The sequence below is a fragment of the Rothia sp. HMSC065C12 genome (assembly GCF_001812085.1).
GTDB classification, from domain to species: domain Bacteria; phylum Actinomycetota; class Actinomycetes; order Actinomycetales; family Micrococcaceae; genus Rothia; species Rothia mucilaginosa.
In genome coordinates this window covers 21,005-41,559 of sequence record NZ_KV807671.1, presented here as the reverse complement: position 1 = coordinate 41,559, position 20,555 = coordinate 21,005, and the positions used below count along the sequence as shown (strand labels likewise).

Here is a 20,555-nt window from a genome sequence, read left to right as displayed (position 1 = left end):
ATAAAACGGCATTGAACGGGGATAAGCGTATGCTTTAACTACCTTCTGCAAAGGGTGCAAAAGGTTCATCTCCAGGAGATAACAATGTCGTTTCACCACACTCAGGTAGGCTCCGCCGATTGGGGTCGCCGCACGATGCGCGCCACTGGATGCGCCGCCGCCCTGCTCCTCGCTCTGACCGGCTGCTTCGGCGGTTCTCAGAGCGAAAACTCCTCGTCGACCCCCAGCCCCTCCAGCACGGCTAACCACTCGAAGTACCCGCTTCCTTCCTCCACGGCGTCCCCGACGCCGACGAAGAAGACCGAGCCGACCGTCACCGAGACTCAGGCACCCGCCCCCAGCGAGAGCGCCGAGGCGAAGGCGTCCGAATCCTCCGCACTCGCTGATGCAAAGGCAACCCCCGTCGCGGCAGCAACCCCCACCGGTGACACTCCCCGTGCGCCCGAGAAGGTGGAGGCTGAGCGCGCCTCCGCCGGCGAGCGCTGCGGACACATCGGACGCAAGGGCTACCTGAAGACCGGCGCGGAAATCATGGTGCTGCGCGGTACCGTGGACTGCGCCCACGCCCTGGACGTGCTGACCGAATACGTCACCACCCCGCGTGCCGACGACAACCTGACCCAGCACCAGGTGGCGAAGGTTCAGGATGCCACCTGCTACTGGAACCCGCAGTACGCGATGGCTGAGAACCGTCGCGAGGATCGCGGCGCCCCCGAATGTACCATCGGTGAGGATGTCGCCTTTGTGGCTCGTCTGGAAAACCCGGATGCTCCCCCGATTCCCTTCCTCATGGAGCCCTCCTACTACGATTCCGGTGCCGGCTACTACCGTTTCAAGAGCGATGACGAGCGCACCCTCTGCGAGCTGAACCCCGCGGATGGAACCCTGGTGTGCGAGCGCCGCACCGGCGAGCAGACCGGTGACGGTAACGGTGCGGTCGGTCGTACTTTTGCCGGTCCGGTGGAGGTGACTCGCATGAACTTCCTGACCGGCGCCAGCGAGGTGAATACCGTGAATGAGTCCTCGGTTCTGCACGGGGAGACCACCACCGCAAACACAAAGATGATGCACACCTGGGATGTGGTGACTGTACCCGCTGCTGATGGTAATCAGCTGACCTGTTTCGGCGAGATTGAGAATAGCTCGATAAGCTGCCATGACGGAAACGGGCACACTATTCTGGTGCGTGGCAGGCACGAAGGCTAAGCGCCCGCGTCAGAATTATTGAGTTGTTAACGAGCTATCAATGAGTTGTGAATAGCTAAGGAGGGGCTCCCCGCACTGCCGGGGAGCCCCCTCTTACTCTGCCCCTCTTATTGCGTTCCTCGTCTTGCGTTCTTCCCGCTGCGCCCCCTACCCGCTGTGCCCTAGCGGGGGCACCCTGCGGGTTCCTAAGATGCCGTATAGCTAGCTCACAGGTAGCGTCTTTAGAATACTGATAGGAACCCGAACCGATGACGCAGAAAGGTCACCATGCATCCGGCACAGAAGCACCAGACTTCTATCCAGGCTCGTTCTACTACCCTCCGCACCGCTAAGCGCTACAGCCCCGTAGCACTCGGTGCCACGCTGCTGCTGGCGCTGTCGGCATGCTCCGGAGGCGCAACCACCGCCTCCCCGAGCGCTACCGTAGTCCCTAGCCCCAGCGCTACGAGCGCGAAAGCAACCGCCAGCCCCACCCGCACCGCAACGGTCACTGAAAGCACCCCGACTGCCGGTACCGTGCACACCCCCACCGTAGCGGCTACCGTGAGCCCCGGAACCATCACCACCGCAAGCCCCACGGCGACCGCACAGGCGAGCGCGGCGTCGAGCCCTTCCGCATCGGCTAAGGCGAATACTTCGGCGAGTGCAGTGGCGAAGGCGTCGAGCACCGCAAGCCTGTCCAGCTCGGATGTTCAGTCTGCGGGCGGTAGCTGCGGCAGCATGGACGCTACCGGCTACCTGAAGCACAACGCTACGGTTCAGGTGGCTTCCGGCGCGGTGGATTGCCTGTTTGCGCGTGAGTTGATCCGCCAGTTTGTGGTGCAGAACCCCGCCGAGGTGACCGATAAGGCGAATGGTGAGCGTACCGTCATGTCGGCGCGTTGCTACTGGAAGCCGGGCGACGGTGCGAATCGTGCGACCCCCGAGTGCGTGTCCCTGGATGGTGGCAGCACCGTCATTACCGTGAAGCTGACCAACTAGTTTACGACTCCCACCCGGCAGGGCACACCCCAGAAGGAACACCCCCGCAAGGCACGGGTGTTAAACACAAGCGCCGCGTTGACGAATGATTCGTCAACGCGGCGCTTTCTGTCTCGAAGCTATCTCAAGCAGCTGGCGCGGCGGGTTTTTAGAGCTCTCCGCGGGCACGGGCGGCGAGCACGTCATCCAGGCGGGCGAAGGTCGAACGCCAGGTGGGGCGCACCTCCTCGTGGACCGAGGCGGGCATGGGACCGATCTCAATGACGATGCGGGTACCGGAACCCACGCCGTCGGCGGTAATCACGGTTTCGGGGAAGAAACGGTGACGCTGGTACACCAGCACGCTACCGGGGTTGCCCAGGTGGTCGGGCAGCTGCTCGGCGTACTCAAGCTCCTTGAACGGTTCAATGCTCAAAAAGCGGCTCTGCAGAATACAGGACACCGAGGGGTCAACCTCGTTGATCATGGACAGGCGCTGCATGCCGCCGACGACGGGCTCCACGACAACGTCGGTGGGGCGCACGTGCCAGCCGGCGGGGCCGTACCAGCGGACCAGCAGTTCGGGGTCCAGGTAGGCGCCGAAGACGTCCTCGACCGGGGCTGCGATCTCGTGGTCGAAGACGAGAAGCTCCTCATCGGGAACATGAGTGATGCTCATAGGGTTCTCCTTAAATAGGTTGAAGAGCGGGTTTAGGGCTTCTTGCCGGAGTAGTAGTTGCCGAGGAACTCGTCACGGTACTCGAAGTAGGTGCCGTCCTTGATGGCTTCGCGGGCGTCGTCCACCATGCGCACGATGAAACGCTCATTGTGGATGGAGGCGAGGGTCGCCGCCAGACGCTCGTCCGCCTTGAAGAGGTGACGCAGGTAGGCGCGGGTGTAGTGGGTGCAGGTGTAGCAATCGCAGCCCTCGTAGATGGGCGAGAAGTCCGCCTTGAAGCGCGCGTTGGTGATGTTGTAGCGGCCGGTGGGGGAGTAGACGGCGGCGTTGCGTGCCACGCGGGTGGGGGAGACGCAGTCGAAGGTGTCTACACCGTTCTCGATGCCGACGAAGATGTCGTCGGGTTCGGAGATGCCGAGCAGGTGGCGGGGCTTGGATTCGGGCAGCTCTTCGGCGCACCAGCGCACGATGGTACCGAGGTTTTCCTTCTCGAGTGCACCACCGATGCCGAAGCCGTCGAAGGGCATGGAGCCGAGATCCTGGCATGCCTTGCGGCGCAGGTCTTCGTACTGGGCGCCCTGAATCACGCCGAACAGTGCCTGGTAGGGCTTGCCCACGCGCTCTGCGGTGAGACGCTGGTGCTCAGCGATGCAGCGCAGCGCCCACAGACGGGTGCGTTCGAGCGCCTCCTCCTGGTAGCCGCGGGAGTTGTAGAGGGTGGTCAGCTCGTCGAAGGCGAACATGACGTCGGCACCAATCTGGTGCTGAACCTGCATGGACACCTCGGGAGTGAAGCGGTGAATCGAGCCGTCAATATGCGACTTGAAGTTCACGCCGTCGTCGTCAATGTGGGCGAGGCGTTCCTTGCCCTTCGCCACGTCGTCGTCGCCGAGGGGGCGGCCGTCGGCGCCCTTAGCGTCCGCGACGGTACCCATATCGATAACCTTCTTGAAGCCGGAGCCCAGGCTCATGACCTGGAAACCGCCGGAGTCGGTGAAGGTGGGACCGTCCCAGTTCATGAATGCGCCCAGGCCGCCTGCCGCATCCAGGATTTCGGGGCCGGGCTGCAGGTACAGGTGGTAGGCGTTGGAGAGCAGAGCCTGAGCGCCGAGCTCCTTCATGGATTCGGGCAGGACCGCCTTGACGGTTGCCTTGGTGCCCACGGGGGTGAAGGCGGGGGTCTCGATCTGTCCGTGCGGGGTGGTGATGACACCGGCGCGTCCGCGGAACTGTCCGCCGTTGGCTTCTACACGTTCAGCGCTGGGGGATGCGGTGTCCGCCAGGCGGCTGGTGATGGTGAAGCCAAAGTCCTCGGTGGGGAAAGAATTATCTAGAACGCTCATTCTTCTCTCGATTGTTTGCTTTCCGTCTGAATGTCTACACCCTAGCCTACCGGAAAACCCCGCCTCTCTTGCCGGAGGCGGGGTCCACGAGAATTTAGCTGAGGGTAGCTGGGTTTAGCTCGCCTTAGCCGGCGAAGTCGCCGAGCATATCCACGGTCGGCACGAAGAAGAGGGTGCCGGTCACCGCAGTGCTGAAATCCAGCAGACGGTCGTAGTTGGCGCCATCCACTCCCATGAACATGTTCTTCAGCATCTTCCGGACGGTCGAGAAGGTGCTGGCGTAGCAGATGAAGTAGGTGCCCAGCTCGTTGTTACCCACGGTGCCGAAGGGCATGTTGTCGCGAATAACCTTGAAGTCGTCACCGATATTGGCGATAGCGGAGTGCGAGTTGGCGGGCTTCTCGTCCTCGCTCATCTCGATGTCGTCGTGCTTGGAGCGGCCGATGACCTTCTCCTGCTCGGCAACGGGCAGGGCGTTCCACGCGGTCATGTCGTGGATGTACTTCTGCACGAACTGGTAGCTGCCGCCCCTGTACATGGGGTCGCTGTCACCGATGATGCCGAAGTATTCGCGTGCCGCGGGGGTCTGCGGGTTTTCGGTGCCGTCGACAAAACCGATGATGGAGCGGCCGTCCCAGTAGCGGAAGCCGTGTACCTCATCCAGTACCTCGGCAATATCGCGCAGAGCCGCGGTAATAGCGGACGCCATATCGTAGGCGACGGACGGCTGGGTCGCACGGATGTGGAAGTGCAGATCGCCGGGAGTGGACACCGCGGTGTGCTTATGGCCCCTAATCTCCTCGAACTCCACGAGCTCCTGAGGCAGTGGCTTGGGCAAATCCAGGGTCAGCCACGCGCTGTGGCTGATACCCAGCACAATGCTGGCGTTCTCGGGTGAGTAGCGGTTCGCGGCGGTGTGGTTGAGGTTAATGACGAGCCCGCAGAGGTTCTGGAACCCCTCAATGAGCGCGTCCTGGGAGACGCCGTCCTTGAACTTCCACACCATGAAAATGGTGTTAGCGTTCGGGCTGGCAGTGACCTGTTGTGATTCTGAAGCAAGCATAAAATTCACCGTACGCCTGTGCGCACACCCCTGCAATGAATCCAGCCCTAACCTTCTGCGCTGCTGGGAGAACGCACCGCTGGGAGAAGATTAGGGCTGGGGATAAAGAACAGCAGGGTTTTAGAAGCCGTACTTTAGAAACTGTGGGAGGCGAGGTACCGCGCATGCGCCAGACGCGCCGCCGTCTCAAAAATAGTCCACGCCTGCACCTGAGCGGACAGCTCCACCGGCGCGCCGGGCTTCACAACCTTGCTCATCGGCTCGGTGAACCGCGGGGAGAACTGCACGAGCGCCTTACCGCGAATCTCATTCGGGTCAATGCCGTACTCATTCATCGGCAGGTCGGGGTCAAACTCGCGGCGACCCTCCCACAGGGCGCGTGCGGTCGAGTACACCAGGGTCGAGGCGAGCGCTCGCGCCTCATCACTGAGCAACGGCGAGGACGCCGCCATGCCCAGGTAGCGCACGAGAATGCCGGTGAACAGGCCGCCGTCGCCGTCACCGTGAGAGATGAGGATGCGGCGGCGAGCACCGGAGAGGAACTCCACCTCTTCGGTCATGTGCTTGACGATGCCGACGATGAGGCGCTCGGCGCGTTCTGCGGGGTCCACCTCGCAGGGCACACCGGATGCGGCGAGGCTCAGCAGGGCGCCCAGGGCGGTTCCCTGGTTGTAGGTGAATTCGCCGCGCTCGTACTCGTACTCGTCGCCGCGCACGTTCACGCCATCAATATAGAGCGAACGTTCTGCATCCCAGAGGGTTTCGTTCATCCAATCCATGAGCGCGGCGGCAGTCTTCGGGTCGCCCGCACGCACATACGCCAGAGCAGTCGGCGCGGTCGCCGCAGCATTCACAAAATCACGCTTGGACTTGCGCCAACTCATGCCACCCACCGGGGAGAAACCCTTCGCCAACTGCTCAAAGAGGGCCGCGCCAGCATCCTGGGCGGCAACATCATTCGCGCCGGTCAGCTCAATGCAGAAGGAGTTCATGCGGCCCACCGCGAGGGTCAGCCACGCCATATCGTCAAAGTAGTCGTTCGCGAAGCGGCCATAGTTGCGCACGTTAATGCCGCGCAACAGCGCGCGGGCACGGTGCAGCTCCTCCTGGGCGGCAGTAATATCGCCTTCGCGCAGGTGACGCTGACCGGCATCAATCACACAGTCCAGCAGGTGCGCCTGCCACCAGTAGTGCCAAGCGTTCAGGCGCTGGCTCAGCGGGCGCGGGTCGGGCACTTGCACCGAACCAATGAGGGCGCCGGGAACGCCAAGAATACGGTGCATGAAGGTGTCGGTGACGCTGGCGGCTGCGGCAGCGGCATGCGAGGAGGTGCGCTCGGCGTACTCGCTAATCGACTCCAGAGACTGCGCGTTGTGGGAAGACGGCTGGGAATTCATGGGCCCTCTGTAGTTGCGGTGAAGTATTACGTCTGAATTATCCCACTTTTTGCCCTCTGAGCGCCCGGATGCTGTGGGCGGGCTCTCGGGTGTGATTCCTTTTCGAGAGACCGCCGAGAAGATGCACTGCAGGGAACGGGGTGAACGCCATTCAAAAACCGGTTATGAGGCGGCAGTGAGTGAGCGGCCACTGTACAAATCCACTCGCTCGCCGGTGATGGGATGCTCAAAATGCAGACTGTACGCCAGCAACTGCAGCGGGTACTCCGGGCGGTCTGGCGCGTCGGGTAGCACCTGCGGGTAGAGCACATCGCCCAGAATGGGGGCGCTGAGCATATTCAGGTGCGCCCGCAGCTGGTGCGTTTTGCCGGTGTGAGGCGCCAAATCATAGAGCGCCCATTCTCTATTCGGTTCCGCGCGCCAACCAGCAACCGCCTGCGCGCTCGGAGTGAAAGTCCGCAGAATCTTCGCGGTCGTCAGCGTATTCGGCTCCACACCCTGCGCCGCGCACTCTTGCTCAGAAAGCTGCTGAACCTGCAGCTGATCGCGAATCTTCTGAATATGCGAACGCACCTGCAGTCCCTCCGCACTCAACGCCTGCTCGGCGGCGGCAGCATCGGCGGGAACCGGCGCCACGGCACGGTAAGTCTTCGACACCTGACGGTGCTGAAACATCATCTGGAAGGGGCGGCGCGCCTCCACGGTCTTGGCAAAAAGCAGCACGCCCGCGGTTGGGCGATCCAGGCGGTGAATCGGAATCAGCAACGGGTTCTGCTCGCGCACCCGCAGCTTGGTCAGCGCGGTCTGCGCAATATAGGAACCGCGCGGGGTGGTCGGCAGAAAATGCGGCTTATCAATCGCCAGCACGTGCTCATCCTCGTAGAGCACCGGCATGTCGGAGGGTAGCTGCGGCTCATCCACAAGCTCGCGGAAATACCAGATGCGCTCACCCGGCATATAGGGGCTATCGCCGGTCAGGATCGTGCCGTCGTCCAGGCGCACCTCACCGGTATTAAAGCGGGCGTAAATAATCTGCGGGTCGTTCGGGTAGAAGCGCGCAATCAGATAGTCCGCAATGGTTGCCGGAGCCGTGCCATTCGGGGTGAGTTCAGCCGGGAGCTCCTTGGGCAGTGGCAGGATCAGCTGAATCGGGTCAATGCCGTTCTTCTGAGCTAGCGGAGGGGTCAGCAGACGGCGATGCATGCGGCGTGCCGGTTTCGACTGATAGGCGGTGCCGGGCTGCGTGTGGGCGGTGTTCTGTGCGGGCATGGCTCTACTCTACCGCCTGCGCGGGATTGGCTCGGCGGCGGTACGGATGAGTCAGACTGAGCTGCATGCAGGCGGAAATATTACCGTGGGTTTGGGTGTGGGGTTGCGGAAATCAGATTTGTCTGACACTCATGAATGTTTGTGTGAACGTGTGGTTGAGAAAACGAAAACTTCACAAATTTTTGAAATTATTGGATATTTAATTTAAAAAAACTGCATTAATTTTACAAAAAACAGCGTTTAAGTGCGATATTTTCGAAAATGCTGTCAAATCAGAAACTAATAACCCTCAATTTAGACCCTGTAGTTTTTCTAATTATAAAAGATGTAAAGCAAATAAAGACCTGCTAACCTGGGCATCCTACGTCATAAAGGCCGTAATAAAGGCTGGAAACCGCCTTAAAGCGGTACGATTAAGACACAGAAGTTCGATATTTCGAACGAAGGGGTCGAAATGGGACAGAAACAGCGCAAGGATGCAGAGGTTAAAGGAACACCCCCAAATACAGCGGTGCAATCGGACAATTCCAAAGCACCGGAAAATGCGATAGGAGAGGTTATGGAACATTCACAAAAGAATGCGGAGCCTCGCACCGGTGCCCTGCGTATGGAGCCGCACGAACGCGAAGAGCAAATTCTGAAAATCGCTGCAGAACATTTCGCTCGCCGCGGCGTGCTCGGTGCCTCCATGAGCGCTATCGCCCGCGACGCAGGCATCACCCGCGCCCTGCTCTACCACTACTTCCCCGGCAAGGACTCCCTGGCGGCAGCCGTCACCCGACGCGAAGCCAATGCAGTCCTTGAGGCTCTCGGCGAGCACCACGAAAACCCCGAAGAGGCGTTACGCAATGCGCTACGCACGTACTTTCTCGTTGTAGCCGGCGTTCCCACCCCCGGTGGGGAGGACTTCCCGAACAACCCTACCGACTACCTCGAATGGATGCTTGAACGCACCGGCATGCCGATTAATGACCGCACTCGCGTCATCCTCGGAGGCTGGTTGCAGCTCGTCGACTACTTCGCCATGCACGTCGTGCAGCTCAACCCCCGCGATCAGCGCACCGTTCGCTCCCGCGGGCTCGGGCTCGAAGAAGCTATCGACCTGTGCCTGGGTGCCGTTGACACCCTCACCGGCGGTTACTAGCCACCTGTCACCCTAAGAGGTAACAGGTCAGCGTAGGACTTCCCGCTCCGATGTTTGGTTATGTGCTCCACGGCAAAGGCGACGTGGACATCCGGGCGGTTACTCCTCCGCTACGCCGCTTGCGACGTGGCGGAATCCGGGAACACCACCCGGTTCGTGAGTAGGGAAACATAATGCCCCGCACCCCCTTCCGTGAGGGTGCGGGGCATTATGATGCTCAGGTTGAGGTTGAAGAAAATAGTTTTACCCTGAGGCTAAGCTTGAGGTTCTGCCCAGTCTAAATGGAACGGCGCAGCCTAAATGGAACGGCGCAGCGACAGGCCACGAACCGTCGAGTAGAACCCCTGCGCCTGCAGCGCCGCACGCAGCGCCTCCACCGGATGCTCCATAACCTCGCCGTCGGATGCGCCCAATGTGGATGTGCTCACCGTGTGGGTGCCCAAAAGCTCCACATCGTTGACCTTCTCCACCGAAATCTTCTCCGCGCCACCGGCGGAAACCAGGCGCGCCAGGGCGGGGGCCGCCGCCTCCAGAAGTACCGGGTCGGTAGTGAAAGCCAGCAGGGTCTTCGCGCCACGCTCCACGTACAGCACCGGTGCGCCGTCCACCAGCACCACGCAGGCGCCCGCCTTGCGTGCCGGACGGTGCTTCACAGTCCCCTCGCCTTCGTGCGCAAGGGAGGGAATCGCGGGCCAGCTCAGCGCCGCACCGTACGGGTTCGCCGGGTCGGTCGCCGCCAGCAGGGTCACCGTGAATGTGCCGTACACCCGCTCCGTATCGGTGCGCTGCGGGGTGTAGGCGCTCGCACCAAAACCCTGTGTCGCACCAAAACCCTGTGGACTTGCGGGAACACTGAGGCTATCGGCGGTAGAACGCAGCAGGTCCACCGTCGCGGGGGCGGCGAACTGCGCCGCACCCAAACCCTCAATAAAGTAGCCGCGACGCACCAGTGCACGATCCTCAGCCGCCGAATAAATCCGGTACAGTTGCGAGAACCCGCCAGCAGAATCCTCCACCTGCAGGCACCCTCGAGTCAGCACACCGTAGCGGTCCAGTAGCAGGTCGGCGCGTGCGAGCGCCGCAACCGTCGCCTCCACCGGCTCCTGTAGTAGTGTGTCTACGCGCGAGAAGCGGCCGCTATCCTGCGGGGCAACGGCGGGAGCGACGGCATGGAGCCCGCCGCGGAGGGAACGTAGACCGCGCCCGGCGGCAGGCACAGAGTAGCCGCTGGAGCTATAGCTATCAGCGCCGTAACCGCCCGCCAAGCCGTTACCCATGGAGGCTCGCGCCGCCGCAATACGACCCGCACCGCGGCGACCCACCCGCGTCAGACGCGCAGGGGCTGCCGGAGTCGGATGTGCACTGCGCATGCCCGCAAGCATCGCCCGAACCGGCGCGAAACTATCGTTCGTCACCGCACCAGCCCACACCAGACGCCACAGAGCCGCCGAAATCTCCGCCGCATCCGGGAAAGTCACCACCTGACCGGCAGGTACCGCAGCGCTCATCAGCTGCGCCACCCGCTCACGCAGCGCCGGCACGAACAGGCCGCCGTGAGCCAGCGCCTCATAGATGGCGTGCTCCAGCGTGCCCGGAGCCTGCAGTGCCTCCCAAAGCTCAGGGTTCTCCGCGCGCAACAGCTGCTCCGGGTAGTCCTCACCCAGGGTCAGCGAGGAACTCTCGCTCAAGTGCAGGCGAATCCAGCCGTCAGACTTCTGCGCGCTACCGCCGCCGAGCTGCCCGGCGCCGGTGAAGAACACCCTGCCGCTTGCCATAAGCTCGTCCAGCATGTGCGGCTGGTAGCCGGGCACGCGCGCCGGAAGAATCAGCGTCTCCAGCGCGGAAGCCGGTACGCGCACACCCGCCAGCTGGTCGATGGCGGTGAGCAGATCCTCCGTGGCGGAGGCGGAATCTTGTCCCGTATGTTCTGCGCCATTCTCTGCCGCCGAGCCGAGGGGTGCCACCCTCTCGCCCACCACCGTGGCGGCGCGGCGGGAGGGCATGAACGCACCGTAGGCGCTCGCCTCCGGCAGGGTCTGAGCAACCCGCACGGATAAAGAACGAACGTTCTGCCAGGAAGGTAGGAAAACGCCATAGACCTGTGCCGATACCGGCTCAATCTCCTCACGCAACGCCGCCAGAGAGCGGGCACGAATCGTACGCAAAACCTGAGCATCCACCCACTCAACACCGGCAGACCCCAAAGCACGCAGCACCTCGGGCAGGAACTCGCCGGAGCTCAGGCGGCGCTGCTGCTGAAGACGCTGCAACACCGGAGTCAGCACGCCCACACCCACCGGGGTCAGGCGCGAAAAATACTCCGCCGCCTGCTGCGCCGTGAAGGGAATGTGGGTGCGCGCATAGCGAGAAACCAGATCCTCTAAAGGCTCCGCGACCGGCTCCAGAAGGGCTACAGGAAGCGCCGCGGCAGGCATAATGCCCAGCCCATCGCGCAGACGCGCGGCATCCTCAACCACCGCATAGTACAGCTGCGGCTCGGCGGAACCGTCGGCAGCTCCCATATCGGCAGCTCCCATGAACGAGAATGCGCGGCGCGAGCGCACCAGCTCCTCCGCCAGGGTGCGCGCCTGATCCGTGCTGGCGTGCGCGCCGTACTCCTCGCCGTACTCTTCGCCGTAGTTTTCAGAGTCCTCGGACTCGCCGAAATCTTGAGAACCGTGTGCCGCAGATTGAGCCCGCGGGTTGTCAGCCTGCAAGCGCAGACTCAACTCCCGCGCGCTCAACGGACCCAGCTGACGCAAAAGATCCGCCACACCCTCCACGCCGCAGGCGCGGTAACGCTCACCCGTGCGCTGCAGACGCTGCTGAGTCTGCACCAGCACCGCCGGGTCCAGCAGGTCGCGCAGACCGCTCGAACCCAGCAACTCAGCCAGCAGAGCCGGGTCCAGCGACAGCGCGGCGGCGCGACGTTCGGCGGCGGGCGCATCGCCGTCGTAGAGGTGCTCGGCAACGTACTCAAAGAGCAGAGTGCGCGCAAAAGGCGAAGGGTCGTTCGTCTCAACCTCCAGCATGGACACCGCCCGAGACTGCAACGAACGGTGCACTTGAACCAGTGCCGGAACATCGTACACATCCTGCAGACACTCGCGCGCCGTCTCCAAAAGCACCGGAAAATCAGGGTACTTACGCGCCACATCCAGCAGCTGCGCCGCACGCTGACGCTGCTGCCACAGAGGGGTGCGCTTACCCGGATCACGGCGCGGCAACAGCAGGGCACGCGCCGCATTCTCACGGAACCGAGACGCAAAAAGCGCCGAATCACCCACGCGTTCGGTGACAATCGCCTCCAGCTCGTCCGGGTCGAAAAGGAACAGGTCAGCGCCGGGCGGCACATCCTCCATAGCGGGCAGACGCAGAATCAAGCCGTCATCACTCGCCATGACGGAGGCATCCACCCCGTACCGCTCCTCAATGCGGGCGCGCACCGCCAGCGCCCAGGGCGCGTGCACCCCGTAGCCGAGCGGCGAGTGCAGGACCACGCGCCAATCACCCAGCTCGTCGCGGTGCCGCTCCACAATCATGCGGGTGTCGGAGGGGACCGCCCCGGTGGATTCGCGCTGCTCACGCAGGTAGGCGAGCAGGTTGTCGACCGCCCAGGTGTCCAGTCCGAGCTGTTCGAGTTGCTGGCGGGCGGCGGCGCTATCGGTGGCGTCCAGGCTGGAGAGGGCACGCGTGAACGCCCCCGTCTGCACGCCCAGGGCGTAGGGGCGGCCCATACGGTCGCCGTGCCAGAAGGGCAGGCGCGCGGGCTGACCGGGTGCGGGGGAGACCCGCACCGCGTCGTGCGTAATCTCCTCAATGCGCCAACTGCTCGCGCCGAGGGTGATGACCTCGCCGGCACGGGATTCGTACACCATTTCCTCATCGAGCTCGCCCACACGTTTGGGGCCGCGTTCCTCATCGCCGGTGACCAGGTAGACGGGGAAGAGCCCGCGGTCGGGAATCGTGCCGCCACTGGTGACGGCGAGGCGTTGCGCACCCGGGCGGCCCTCAATACTGCCGGAGGGTGCCTGTTCGGTGGGGGTGCGATCCCAGATGATGCGCGGGCGCAGTTCGGCGAATTCGTCGGAGGGGTAGCGTCCGGTGAGCATTTCGAGTACGGAGTCGAAGAGGGCGCGCGGCAGCTCGGCGTAGGGTGCGCTGCGGCGTAGCGCCTCGTACCAGGAGTCCACGCTGATGGGGCCTAACGCGCAGGCGGCGACGGTCTGCTGCGCGAGTACGTCCAGGGGGTTGGTGGGGATGGCAAGCGGCTCGAGGGTTCCGCTGCGCATGCCGGCGAGGGTGACGGTTGCGCCGAGCAGGTCGCCGCGGTGCTTGGGGTAGAAGAATCCGCGCGAAATTTCGCCCACGCGGTGTCCTGCGCGGCCCACGCGCTGAAGTGCGGAAGCAACCGAGGGAGGGGCAGCCACCTGGATTACGAGGTCCACGTGGCCCATGTCGATGCCCAGCTCCAGGGAGCTGGTGGCGACCACGCAGCGCAGGGTTCCGCCCTTGAGTGCCTCCTCGATGAGGGTGCGCTGTTCCTTGGATACGGAGCCGTGGTGCGCGCGGGCGAGCGGTGGCACCTCGGCGATGTCGCAGATGCCTGCCGCATAGTCTTCGGGGCTGATGCCCTGCTTTGCGAGCACGCGGCGTAGGTGAATATCGTTGAGTGCCGCGGTGAGCTTTTCTGCTAGTCCGCGCGAGTTAACGAAAACAATCGTAGAACGGTTGTTCTCGATATGGTCTACGATGCGCTCCTGCACGCGCGGCCAGATGGAGGTCTCGGGGCGCTCGCTATCGGGGGTGTCTCGCAGCGCCTTTTCGTGCAGTGCCCCTTCTCGCAATGCCTCTTCCGAGATGGTGAGCGTATTTTTGGGCGCGGCGGTATCGCCCTGTCGCGCCGGGTTTGTCTGCCCGGTTTCTTGCGCGGGTTCCTGCACTGGGTTTGCTTGCTCGATTTCCTGCCCGGGGAACACGCCAATGGCGTCTTCGAGCGTGTAGGGAGCGCTCGCCGGGGTGCTTGCTGCACTAGAGATAGGTTGCGCCGCACTTACCGGCGAGCTCGTAGAAGCTGAGCCTCCGCCTCCCTGCATCTCTGAGGGCGCGTAGAGCCCCTGCCCGTAGTCGTTGGCGCCTCCGAGTGCCGCCATATCGGGTACGGGCACGCTCAGGCGCAGGTCCAATTCTTTGGCGACCGGGCGGCTCATGATGGTTACCGGCTGAATGCCGCCGAGGAACCGGGCGACCGCCTCCGGGTTTTCGACGGTTGCCGAGAGCCCAATGCGCTGCGCGGGCTTTTCGAGGAGCGCGTCGAGGCGTTCTAGGGAGACCGCCAGGTGTGCGCCGCGTTTGGTGGCGGCGAGGTTGTGGATCTCGTCCACGATCACGGTGGTGACGCCCGCGAGGGTGTTGCGGGCGGCGCTGGTGAGCATGAGGTAGAGGGATTCGGGGGTGGTGATGAGAATGTCGGGCGGGTTGCTGATGAGTTGGCGGCGTTCGCGTGCGGGGGTGTCGCCGCTGCGCACACCCACGCTGATGTTCGGTTCGCCCGTGTTGTTTCCGCTCAGGCGCGTGATTCCAGTCAGTGGTGCGCGTAGGTTGCGTTCGACGTCGGCGCCGAGTGCTTTGAGGGGTGAGATGTAGAGGATGCGCGTGCCGCCTGCGGTTCCGGCTTCGTGTTCGCGGTGCAGGGCGTCGAGTGCCCAGAGGAAGGCGGCGAGGGTTTTGCCGGAGCCGGTGGGGGCGATGATGAGGGTGTTGTTGCCGTTGCGGATGCTCTCCCAGGCGCCTTCTTGGGCGGCGGTGGGTGCGCTGAAGGTAGCGCGGAACCAGTCGCGTACGGGGGTGGAGAAGTGGGAGAGTGCGTCGGTCATGTATCTATTATGGCGGGGTTTATGGTGTGCGCCTCTTGAATTGTTGGGGGTTGGGGGAGGAAGATGTGCTTGACAGTGTCTCTACAGAGTATGTAATGTTTTACCCGTAAAGTAATCGACTGAGAGAACAACACAAAGGAGCACCACCATGACCCGCCTGACTGAAGAACAGCTCATCAGCCTCTTCCACGAGCCGCGCACCGTCTCCTCCTTCACCGAGGAACCCGTCACCGACGAGCAGCTGCGCCGCATCCAGGAACTGACCTACTACGGCCCCACCGCCTTCAACAGCCAGCCCCTGCGCATCACCTGGGTCAAGAGCCCTGAGGCACGCGAGCGCCTCGTCGCACACCTGGCAGACGGCAACAAGGCAAAGACCCAGGCGGCACCGGTGACCGCAATCCTCTCCGCAGACGCAAACTGGGTAGAGCACGCCGACACCTTCAACCCCAACGCTGCCGGCTTCATCAAGGGCTTCTACACCACCGAGGAGCTCGCCACCCCCGCCGCTGAGCTGAGCGCTCACCTGCAGGCAGGCTACTTCATTACCGCAATCCGCGCCCTCGGCCTGGATGCCGGCCCCATGACCGGCGCAGACTTCGCCGGCATCAAAAAGGAATTCTTCGCGGACAACGCAGAGATCCCCTTCCTGATCGTCAACCTCGGCCACGGCGAGGCTCCCGCATACCCGCGCGGTGCACGCTTCAGCCACGATGAGGTTACTCGCTCCCTCTAAGAGCGCGCAGCTATGGTATGACTAAAGCTAAACCCTAGATTCAGACTTATAGACAGCTCAAGGGCGGTTCCCCATCACGGGGAACCGCCCTTGAACTATATGTGCGTTATACGCGCCGGTTTCTTAACCCTGAAATGCCGCGTTAGCGGGCACCAAACTGACCCACCGACAGCTGCGGAACAGACGAGGAACACGCGGTCGTATCCAGCGGAACAATCACGCCACCGGAACCGGAGGGAAGACCCACCAGGAAGCCCTGAACCGGGCGGCTACCACATGCGTCACCGAAGCGTGCCGGGTACACCGAACGCAACACCGCGGTGGTGCTATCGCCGGGGTTGAGGGTCACGCCCGCAGAGTTCATGTACTCATCAGAGGTGGAAGCCTCACGACCGATCCAGGTGCCCGAAGGACCCGCATGCACCACGCGCGGGTAGCCGCGCAGGGTGCAGGAAGAATCCGAAGAATTCTGGAAGTACAGGGTGTAGTTTCGGGCGCCGGGGGAGCCATCTCCAATGGACACCGAAATGTTCAGGTCGTCCAGATCGCACTGGCCGGGGCCTTCAGCAGTGTTGTTGGAGGAGTTCGAAGAACGATCCGAGGAATTCGACGAGTTTGACGAATTCGATGAGCTCGACGAACGTGAAGACTCCGAAGAATGGGAGGATCCGTTCGACGAATGAGAACCCGACTGTGAAGACGAGTTTGAGCTCTTCTGGGAATCCTGCTGAGAATCTGCAGAGTCGTCTGACTTGTTCTGCTCGGAACCCTCGTGGGAGGACCCAGAAGAGTGAGAGTCCGAGTTCTGCTTCGACTCGTGAGTCTCAGCATGGGAAGAAGACTCGGAGTGCTCAGAGGAAGAGCCGTGGTTCTCCGCATCGGGAGAGTTCACCACGGTAATAGAGCCCGGGGTCACCGAAGAGGTAGCCCCGTCAGAAGCTACTCGAATCGTGCCGGGCTTGACCGAAGCCGAAGCACTCGGCTGCGCCGAGGTGCCTTCAGCTTCCTGACCGGCCTGGGACGCGCCGCATCCGCTGAGCGCTAGCACGCCGCAGAGGAGGGTGGTTGATGCGAGTACCTGAGCCGATTTAAACATGATTACATCGCCGCCTGCATTTGGATTTCTGCTCCGTCCATACCGGGGGCGTACTCGACCTGGCAGCACAGGCGGGAGTACTCGTTGGCGACGTCATCGACCATGTCGAGCAGGTCCTGCTCAGCTTCGGTGCGCTCACCGGAAGCTTCGAAGTGCTCGGGGTCGATGAAGCCGTGGCAGGTAGCGCAGGATGCGTTACCACCGCAGGTTGCGAGGACCGGCACACCGTTAGCCTGGAGGGTTTCCAGGAGGGTGTGGTGGTCTTCCCACTGAATGTCGTAGTTTACGCCTGCTTCGTCAGTGACCTTAATCGTTACGCCCATGCGTTCTCCTTCTTCTGTAGTGATGCGTTTCTATTGTAGAGGTAGGGGCTGTTAATCACCGTACTTTGTGGCGCATCCCCAACCCTACCGTCACGCATATCACGGGAACGCATATTAATTTTTATGCTGAATAGCATGTATGTATTGCCCCCAGTCTACCGCGTATTGCCCTGACAATGCGGGATATCAGCGCCAACGAATACTGCCCCCAGATGCAAAGACATGCTGGGGGCAGTATAAAGAACCGGCACGCAGGGGCGCTTTAACGGTGACGAAGACCTACTTTGATTCCTTCTCCGCAGTCTTCTCGGTGTCCTGCTTTTCTGCGCTGTGGTTATCGGCGTTCTGGACGCTTCCTCCGGGGCCGCGCACAATACCGCGTACACTATCGCGCGGATCGGCGTAGCGCAGGTCGATACCGAAGGTATTGCGGATTTGGCGTGCCGAGTTCAGGTGCCAACGCTGCGAATCCGACGGAGTCACCGAGGTGACCGCCTTCTGACCCGGAGCCAGCTTCTCGTGGCGAATATCGTAGTGCTTACCGCCCATGGTGATGGTGAAGCCGTGCTCCTGCAACAGCTGCACGAACGCATCCACATCGTGCGGGATCTTGCGGCCGCGCTGCCTCTTTGTGCCGCTCATCCTCGGCTGCGACTCGAAGGGGTTGCGGCTGGGCGCGGTGCCGCGGCTAATACGGATTACCTGCTGGTCGGAGTGCGAGAACTCCACCTGGTAGCCGTTGAGCGAGTACACGGTGCGGCTACTGCCGGGAATCGGGCGGCGGTCCTCGGCCTCATCCAGGATGCGGGCAATGTACTCGCCGGTCAGGCCGAGCGCCTTCAGCTGTGCCTGAGCATCGGGGGAGAGCTGGTAGCCTCCAGCGAGAGCCTGCAGCGGGCGTAGCGCGAGAACTTCGGCGGTCAGGGGGTTGAGCACCACCTGGTAGCCTTCCTCTTCATGCGTGTAGAGGGTGACTTCGCGGCCGTAACGGTTCTCCTGCGCGCTTTCTTGAACCACCGTGCTTACAGGGGATTCGATGATGTCCAGCAGCAGCTCGTAGGTGAGCCCGTGGCGCATCATGTAATCCATGACGCCGGGGAGCACGCCGTAGATGCGGCGGCGCGGCGGCACGTCACCGTAGAATTCCTTCTCGATGCGCGCGGCAATACGCTGGTTCTCCAGCGGCACCTCGGTCAGCGGAATGAGGCGCTGATTGGAGGGGCGAATCTTGGCGCGTGCGGCGGCGGGCTTGGGCGCCTGACGGTATGCGTCCACGAGTGCCTGCTGCTGCTCCATGAATTCCTGGGCAATGAGCGGTAGGAGGGTGAAGTAGAGCTCTGCCGCTTCGGGCTTGAGCGCGCCGTTCTCATCGAGTAGGGAGGCGCCATCCTTGGAGAGCAAATCCCACGGCTTATCGCTTGCAGTGTTCTCTTCGGAGCCCTGCTCATCGCGGTAGCTATAGGCGGCGAGGGAGGCAAGCTCCTGCAGACGAACGTACACCTCGAGAGGAATAGTGATCTGCTTAGCGGACATTATTTCTCCTCCTCGGTGGTGTTTTCTGCCTGGGCTGCCTTATCTTCTGCCTGTTTCGCCAGGGTGTTGCTGAGCTCTTCGAGCTGTGCCTTGCGCAGGTTCTCCGCGTGCAGAACATGGAAATCCGGGGTCTTCGCCAGGGCAAGAACGGTCCGCTCATCGGGCGAAACCGCAATTTCCAGACCCTGCGCCGCGTAGATGCGGGTCCAGCCTTCAGCCATGCGCACGCTCTCGGGGCTGCTCAGTGCCTGAAGCATCAGGTCGAAAACGAACGGCGGGTTCTTCTTCAGGAAGGTCCGGGCGCGCTCGCTGAATTCGAGCTCCAAGGCGTTGAGCGAGGTGTATTCGCCCTGAGCCAGGGATGCCTGTACCGCTTCGTTGTATTCGGCGTCGTATTCGTCAATGACGGTGATAACTTCGGCGGAGGCGGTGTTTACGTCCACTCGGTAGTCGTCGTGGGTGAAGCGAATCGTCCAGTCGTTGAGGCGTTCTGCCGCGCCTTCACGCAGGATGGTGCGCACGAGCTCTTCGCTGATATTTTCTCGTTCGAGGCGGGCGCGTAGGCTCGGGCGCAGACGGTAGCTGCGTTCGCGGTCCTCGGCGGTAATGGCGCGAGGTACGGCGGCTACCGGTTCTGCTGCCGGAGTGCTCGGGGTGGGTGCGGCAGGCATCGGTGCACCCGGTTCCGGTGCAACGGGTTTCAGCGCAGCGGGCTTCGGCGCGCTCGGCTTGGGAGTTGCGGGTGCGCCCGGTAGGGACTGGCTGAGTACGGGCGACTCTTCAACAGGTGCCTGCTCGCTAGATACTGCCGTATGGGTAGCTTCTGCGGCTTCGGCAGCTTGTTGGCGGGCACGCAGACCCTCCAGGTACTCTTCGATGCGCGGCGGTCGGTAGGTTAGCGTGGACTTGCGGAACATACCGGGGGAGGGAGCACCGGGAGTCGGGGCCGCAGGCTTCGGCACAGCGGGCTTGGGTGCTGCAGGTTTCGGCACAGCGGGCTTGGGCGCTACGGGAGCAACCGTGGTGGGCGTCGGAACCGTCTCTTCTGTAGTCGCCTCTGCGGGTGCCTCCACGGGCGCTTCTTCCGGCACGCTGGGAGCCGATGCGGGAGCCGATGCGGGAGCCGGGGCGGGAGCCGGGGCGGGTGCCTGTGCCGCGCGGGCGGCAAAGAGCGCGGGGGAAGGCGCGGGCTTCGGGGCTGCAGGCTTGGGCGCAACAGAAGCACTCACTTCCGTACCCTCAACTACTGCAGGTTTGGCGGGGCTAGTTTCAACATCAGCCGTAGGCTCTACAGTATTTTCAGCTGACTGCTCTTGCAACTCGCCCTGTTCCTCATCAACAGGCTCTTCCTCACCGCGGCGTAGGGCGGCAACGAGTTCCTGACGGGAAGTATAAGGAATGATTTCCTCGGGAGAGTCGATATATCGGGGGAAATTCTCGTAGAGAATCTTCGCCGCGGCCTCAAAGAGCTTCTCCGCGGTGGTGTTGGTGGCGGGTGCGCAGGGGCAGAGGATCTCCTGGCGCTGCGCGTCGTAGAGGGACCAGTGGGCGCATCGTTCGGTGGGCGGGAAGTAGTCGAGTGTTCCCAGGTCGGCTATATCGATGAGCGCACCTATCAGGGACTGCGGAATGGATAGCTGTGCCATAGTGCTCCTTCGCGTTGTATGCTCTCCAGCCTATGTGTGGAGGGTCTTCTTTCCATCCTAGGCGTTTTTTTGGCGGGTGTGCCCCGGAGCACGTCATCTGGGAGCGTAAATCTGTGGATTCACAGGTTGAGGCGCACTTTTGGGCGCGGCGTTAGTCGGTGGAGCGTCCTTGCTCCACCTTTATACAGGTATCACTGCGTGCTGTAGCTTCTATACGTCGTAGTTTCTAGATAACGTCTGCCGTGTGCGTGGTCGCCTGTGCTGGGTCCGGCGCTTTCGGCGGG

Annotated in this window: 15 protein-coding genes; 5 read left to right on the top strand and 10 right to left on the bottom strand. The window is 62.5% G+C overall.

The window, feature by feature from the left end; genetic code table 11:
- Nucleotides 1-84 precede the first annotated feature (84 nt).
- Together HMPREF2836_RS01560 and HMPREF2836_RS01555 are read left to right on the top strand one after the other, a co-directional pair.
- Nucleotides 85-1,206, top strand: a complete 1,122-nt coding sequence (locus tag HMPREF2836_RS01560) for an RAD23 family protein (protein ID WP_070629183.1) — start codon at nt 85-87, stop codon at nt 1,204-1,206.
- A 267-nt stretch (nt 1,207-1,473) separates the two neighbouring features.
- Entirely contained in the window at nt 1,474-2,187 is a 714-nt protein-coding gene (locus HMPREF2836_RS01555; protein WP_070629179.1) for a hypothetical protein, read from the top strand.
- A gap of 148 nt (nt 2,188-2,335) precedes the next feature.
- Here the strand turns inward: HMPREF2836_RS01555 and HMPREF2836_RS01550 are convergent, their stop codons facing one another.
- The 5 genes from HMPREF2836_RS01550 to HMPREF2836_RS01530 form a co-directional block, all read right to left on the bottom strand.
- On the bottom strand, nt 2,336-2,845 hold the full coding sequence (locus HMPREF2836_RS01550) for an SRPBCC family protein (RefSeq protein ID WP_070629177.1): 510 nt from the start codon (nt 2,843-2,845) through the stop codon (nt 2,336-2,338).
- 32 nt (nt 2,846-2,877) lie between these two features.
- Nucleotides 2,878-4,188, bottom strand: coding sequence for a tRNA guanosine(34) transglycosylase Tgt (tgt, locus tag HMPREF2836_RS01545; protein ID WP_070629176.1), 1,311 nt, complete (start codon nt 4,186-4,188; stop codon nt 2,878-2,880).
- Between the two features lie 124 nt (nt 4,189-4,312).
- On the bottom strand, nt 4,313-5,251 hold the full coding sequence (locus HMPREF2836_RS01540) for a Dyp-type peroxidase (protein ID WP_070629174.1): 939 nt from the start codon (nt 5,249-5,251) through the stop codon (nt 4,313-4,315).
- Between the two features lie 134 nt (nt 5,252-5,385).
- On the bottom strand, nt 5,386-6,648 hold the full coding sequence (locus tag HMPREF2836_RS01535) for a glycoside hydrolase family 76 protein (protein ID WP_049346667.1): 1,263 nt from the start codon (nt 6,646-6,648) through the stop codon (nt 5,386-5,388).
- A gap of 162 nt (nt 6,649-6,810) precedes the next feature.
- The gene (locus tag HMPREF2836_RS01530) at nt 6,811-7,917 is read right to left on the bottom strand and encodes a pseudouridine synthase (protein WP_070629172.1); all 1,107 of its coding nucleotides are present in this window, start codon (nt 7,915-7,917) and stop codon (nt 6,811-6,813) included.
- Between HMPREF2836_RS01530 and HMPREF2836_RS09345 the strand changes: the two genes are divergently transcribed.
- The gene (locus HMPREF2836_RS09345) at nt 7,916-8,125 is read left to right on the top strand and encodes a hypothetical protein (RefSeq protein ID WP_141752089.1); all 210 of its coding nucleotides are present in this window, start codon (nt 7,916-7,918) and stop codon (nt 8,123-8,125) included. The genes HMPREF2836_RS01530 and HMPREF2836_RS09345 overlap by 2 nt on opposite strands.
- Before the next feature lie 351 nt (nt 8,126-8,476).
- On the top strand, nt 8,477-9,061 hold the full coding sequence (locus HMPREF2836_RS01525; RefSeq protein WP_005507171.1) for a TetR/AcrR family transcriptional regulator: 585 nt from the start codon (nt 8,477-8,479) through the stop codon (nt 9,059-9,061).
- A 296-nt stretch (nt 9,062-9,357) separates the two neighbouring features.
- On the opposite strand, the gene HMPREF2836_RS01520 is transcribed toward HMPREF2836_RS01525, so the two are convergent.
- On the bottom strand, nt 9,358-14,937 hold the full coding sequence (locus HMPREF2836_RS01520) for a DEAD/DEAH box helicase (protein WP_070629170.1): 5,580 nt from the start codon (nt 14,935-14,937) through the stop codon (nt 9,358-9,360).
- 148 nt (nt 14,938-15,085) lie between these two features.
- On the opposite strand from HMPREF2836_RS01520, the gene HMPREF2836_RS01515 reads away from it, so the two are divergent.
- Entirely contained in the window at nt 15,086-15,673 is a 588-nt protein-coding gene (locus HMPREF2836_RS01515; RefSeq protein WP_070615643.1) for a malonic semialdehyde reductase, read from the top strand.
- A 142-nt stretch (nt 15,674-15,815) separates the two neighbouring features.
- On the opposite strand, the gene HMPREF2836_RS01510 is transcribed toward HMPREF2836_RS01515, so the two are convergent.
- From HMPREF2836_RS01510 to HMPREF2836_RS01495, 4 genes are all read right to left on the bottom strand, one after another.
- Entirely contained in the window at nt 15,816-16,769 is a 954-nt protein-coding gene (locus tag HMPREF2836_RS01510) for a DUF4232 domain-containing protein (RefSeq protein ID WP_070615646.1), read from the bottom strand.
- Nucleotides 16,770-16,771: 2 nt separating this feature from the next.
- Nucleotides 16,772-17,092: a 2Fe-2S iron-sulfur cluster-binding protein gene (locus HMPREF2836_RS01505; protein WP_005509285.1), complete on the bottom strand. Its 321-nt coding sequence runs from the start codon at nt 17,090-17,092 to the stop codon at nt 16,772-16,774.
- A 279-nt stretch (nt 17,093-17,371) separates the two neighbouring features.
- Nucleotides 17,372-18,625, bottom strand: a complete 1,254-nt coding sequence (locus HMPREF2836_RS01500; RefSeq protein WP_070615651.1) for a cell wall biosynthesis glycosyltransferase — start codon at nt 18,623-18,625, stop codon at nt 17,372-17,374.
- Nucleotides 18,625-20,271: a DNA repair protein gene (locus HMPREF2836_RS01495; RefSeq protein ID WP_070629169.1), complete on the bottom strand. Its 1,647-nt coding sequence runs from the start codon at nt 20,269-20,271 to the stop codon at nt 18,625-18,627. Before HMPREF2836_RS01495 ends, HMPREF2836_RS01500 begins: the two co-directional genes overlap by 1 nt.
- Nucleotides 20,272-20,555: the final 284 nt, after the last annotated feature.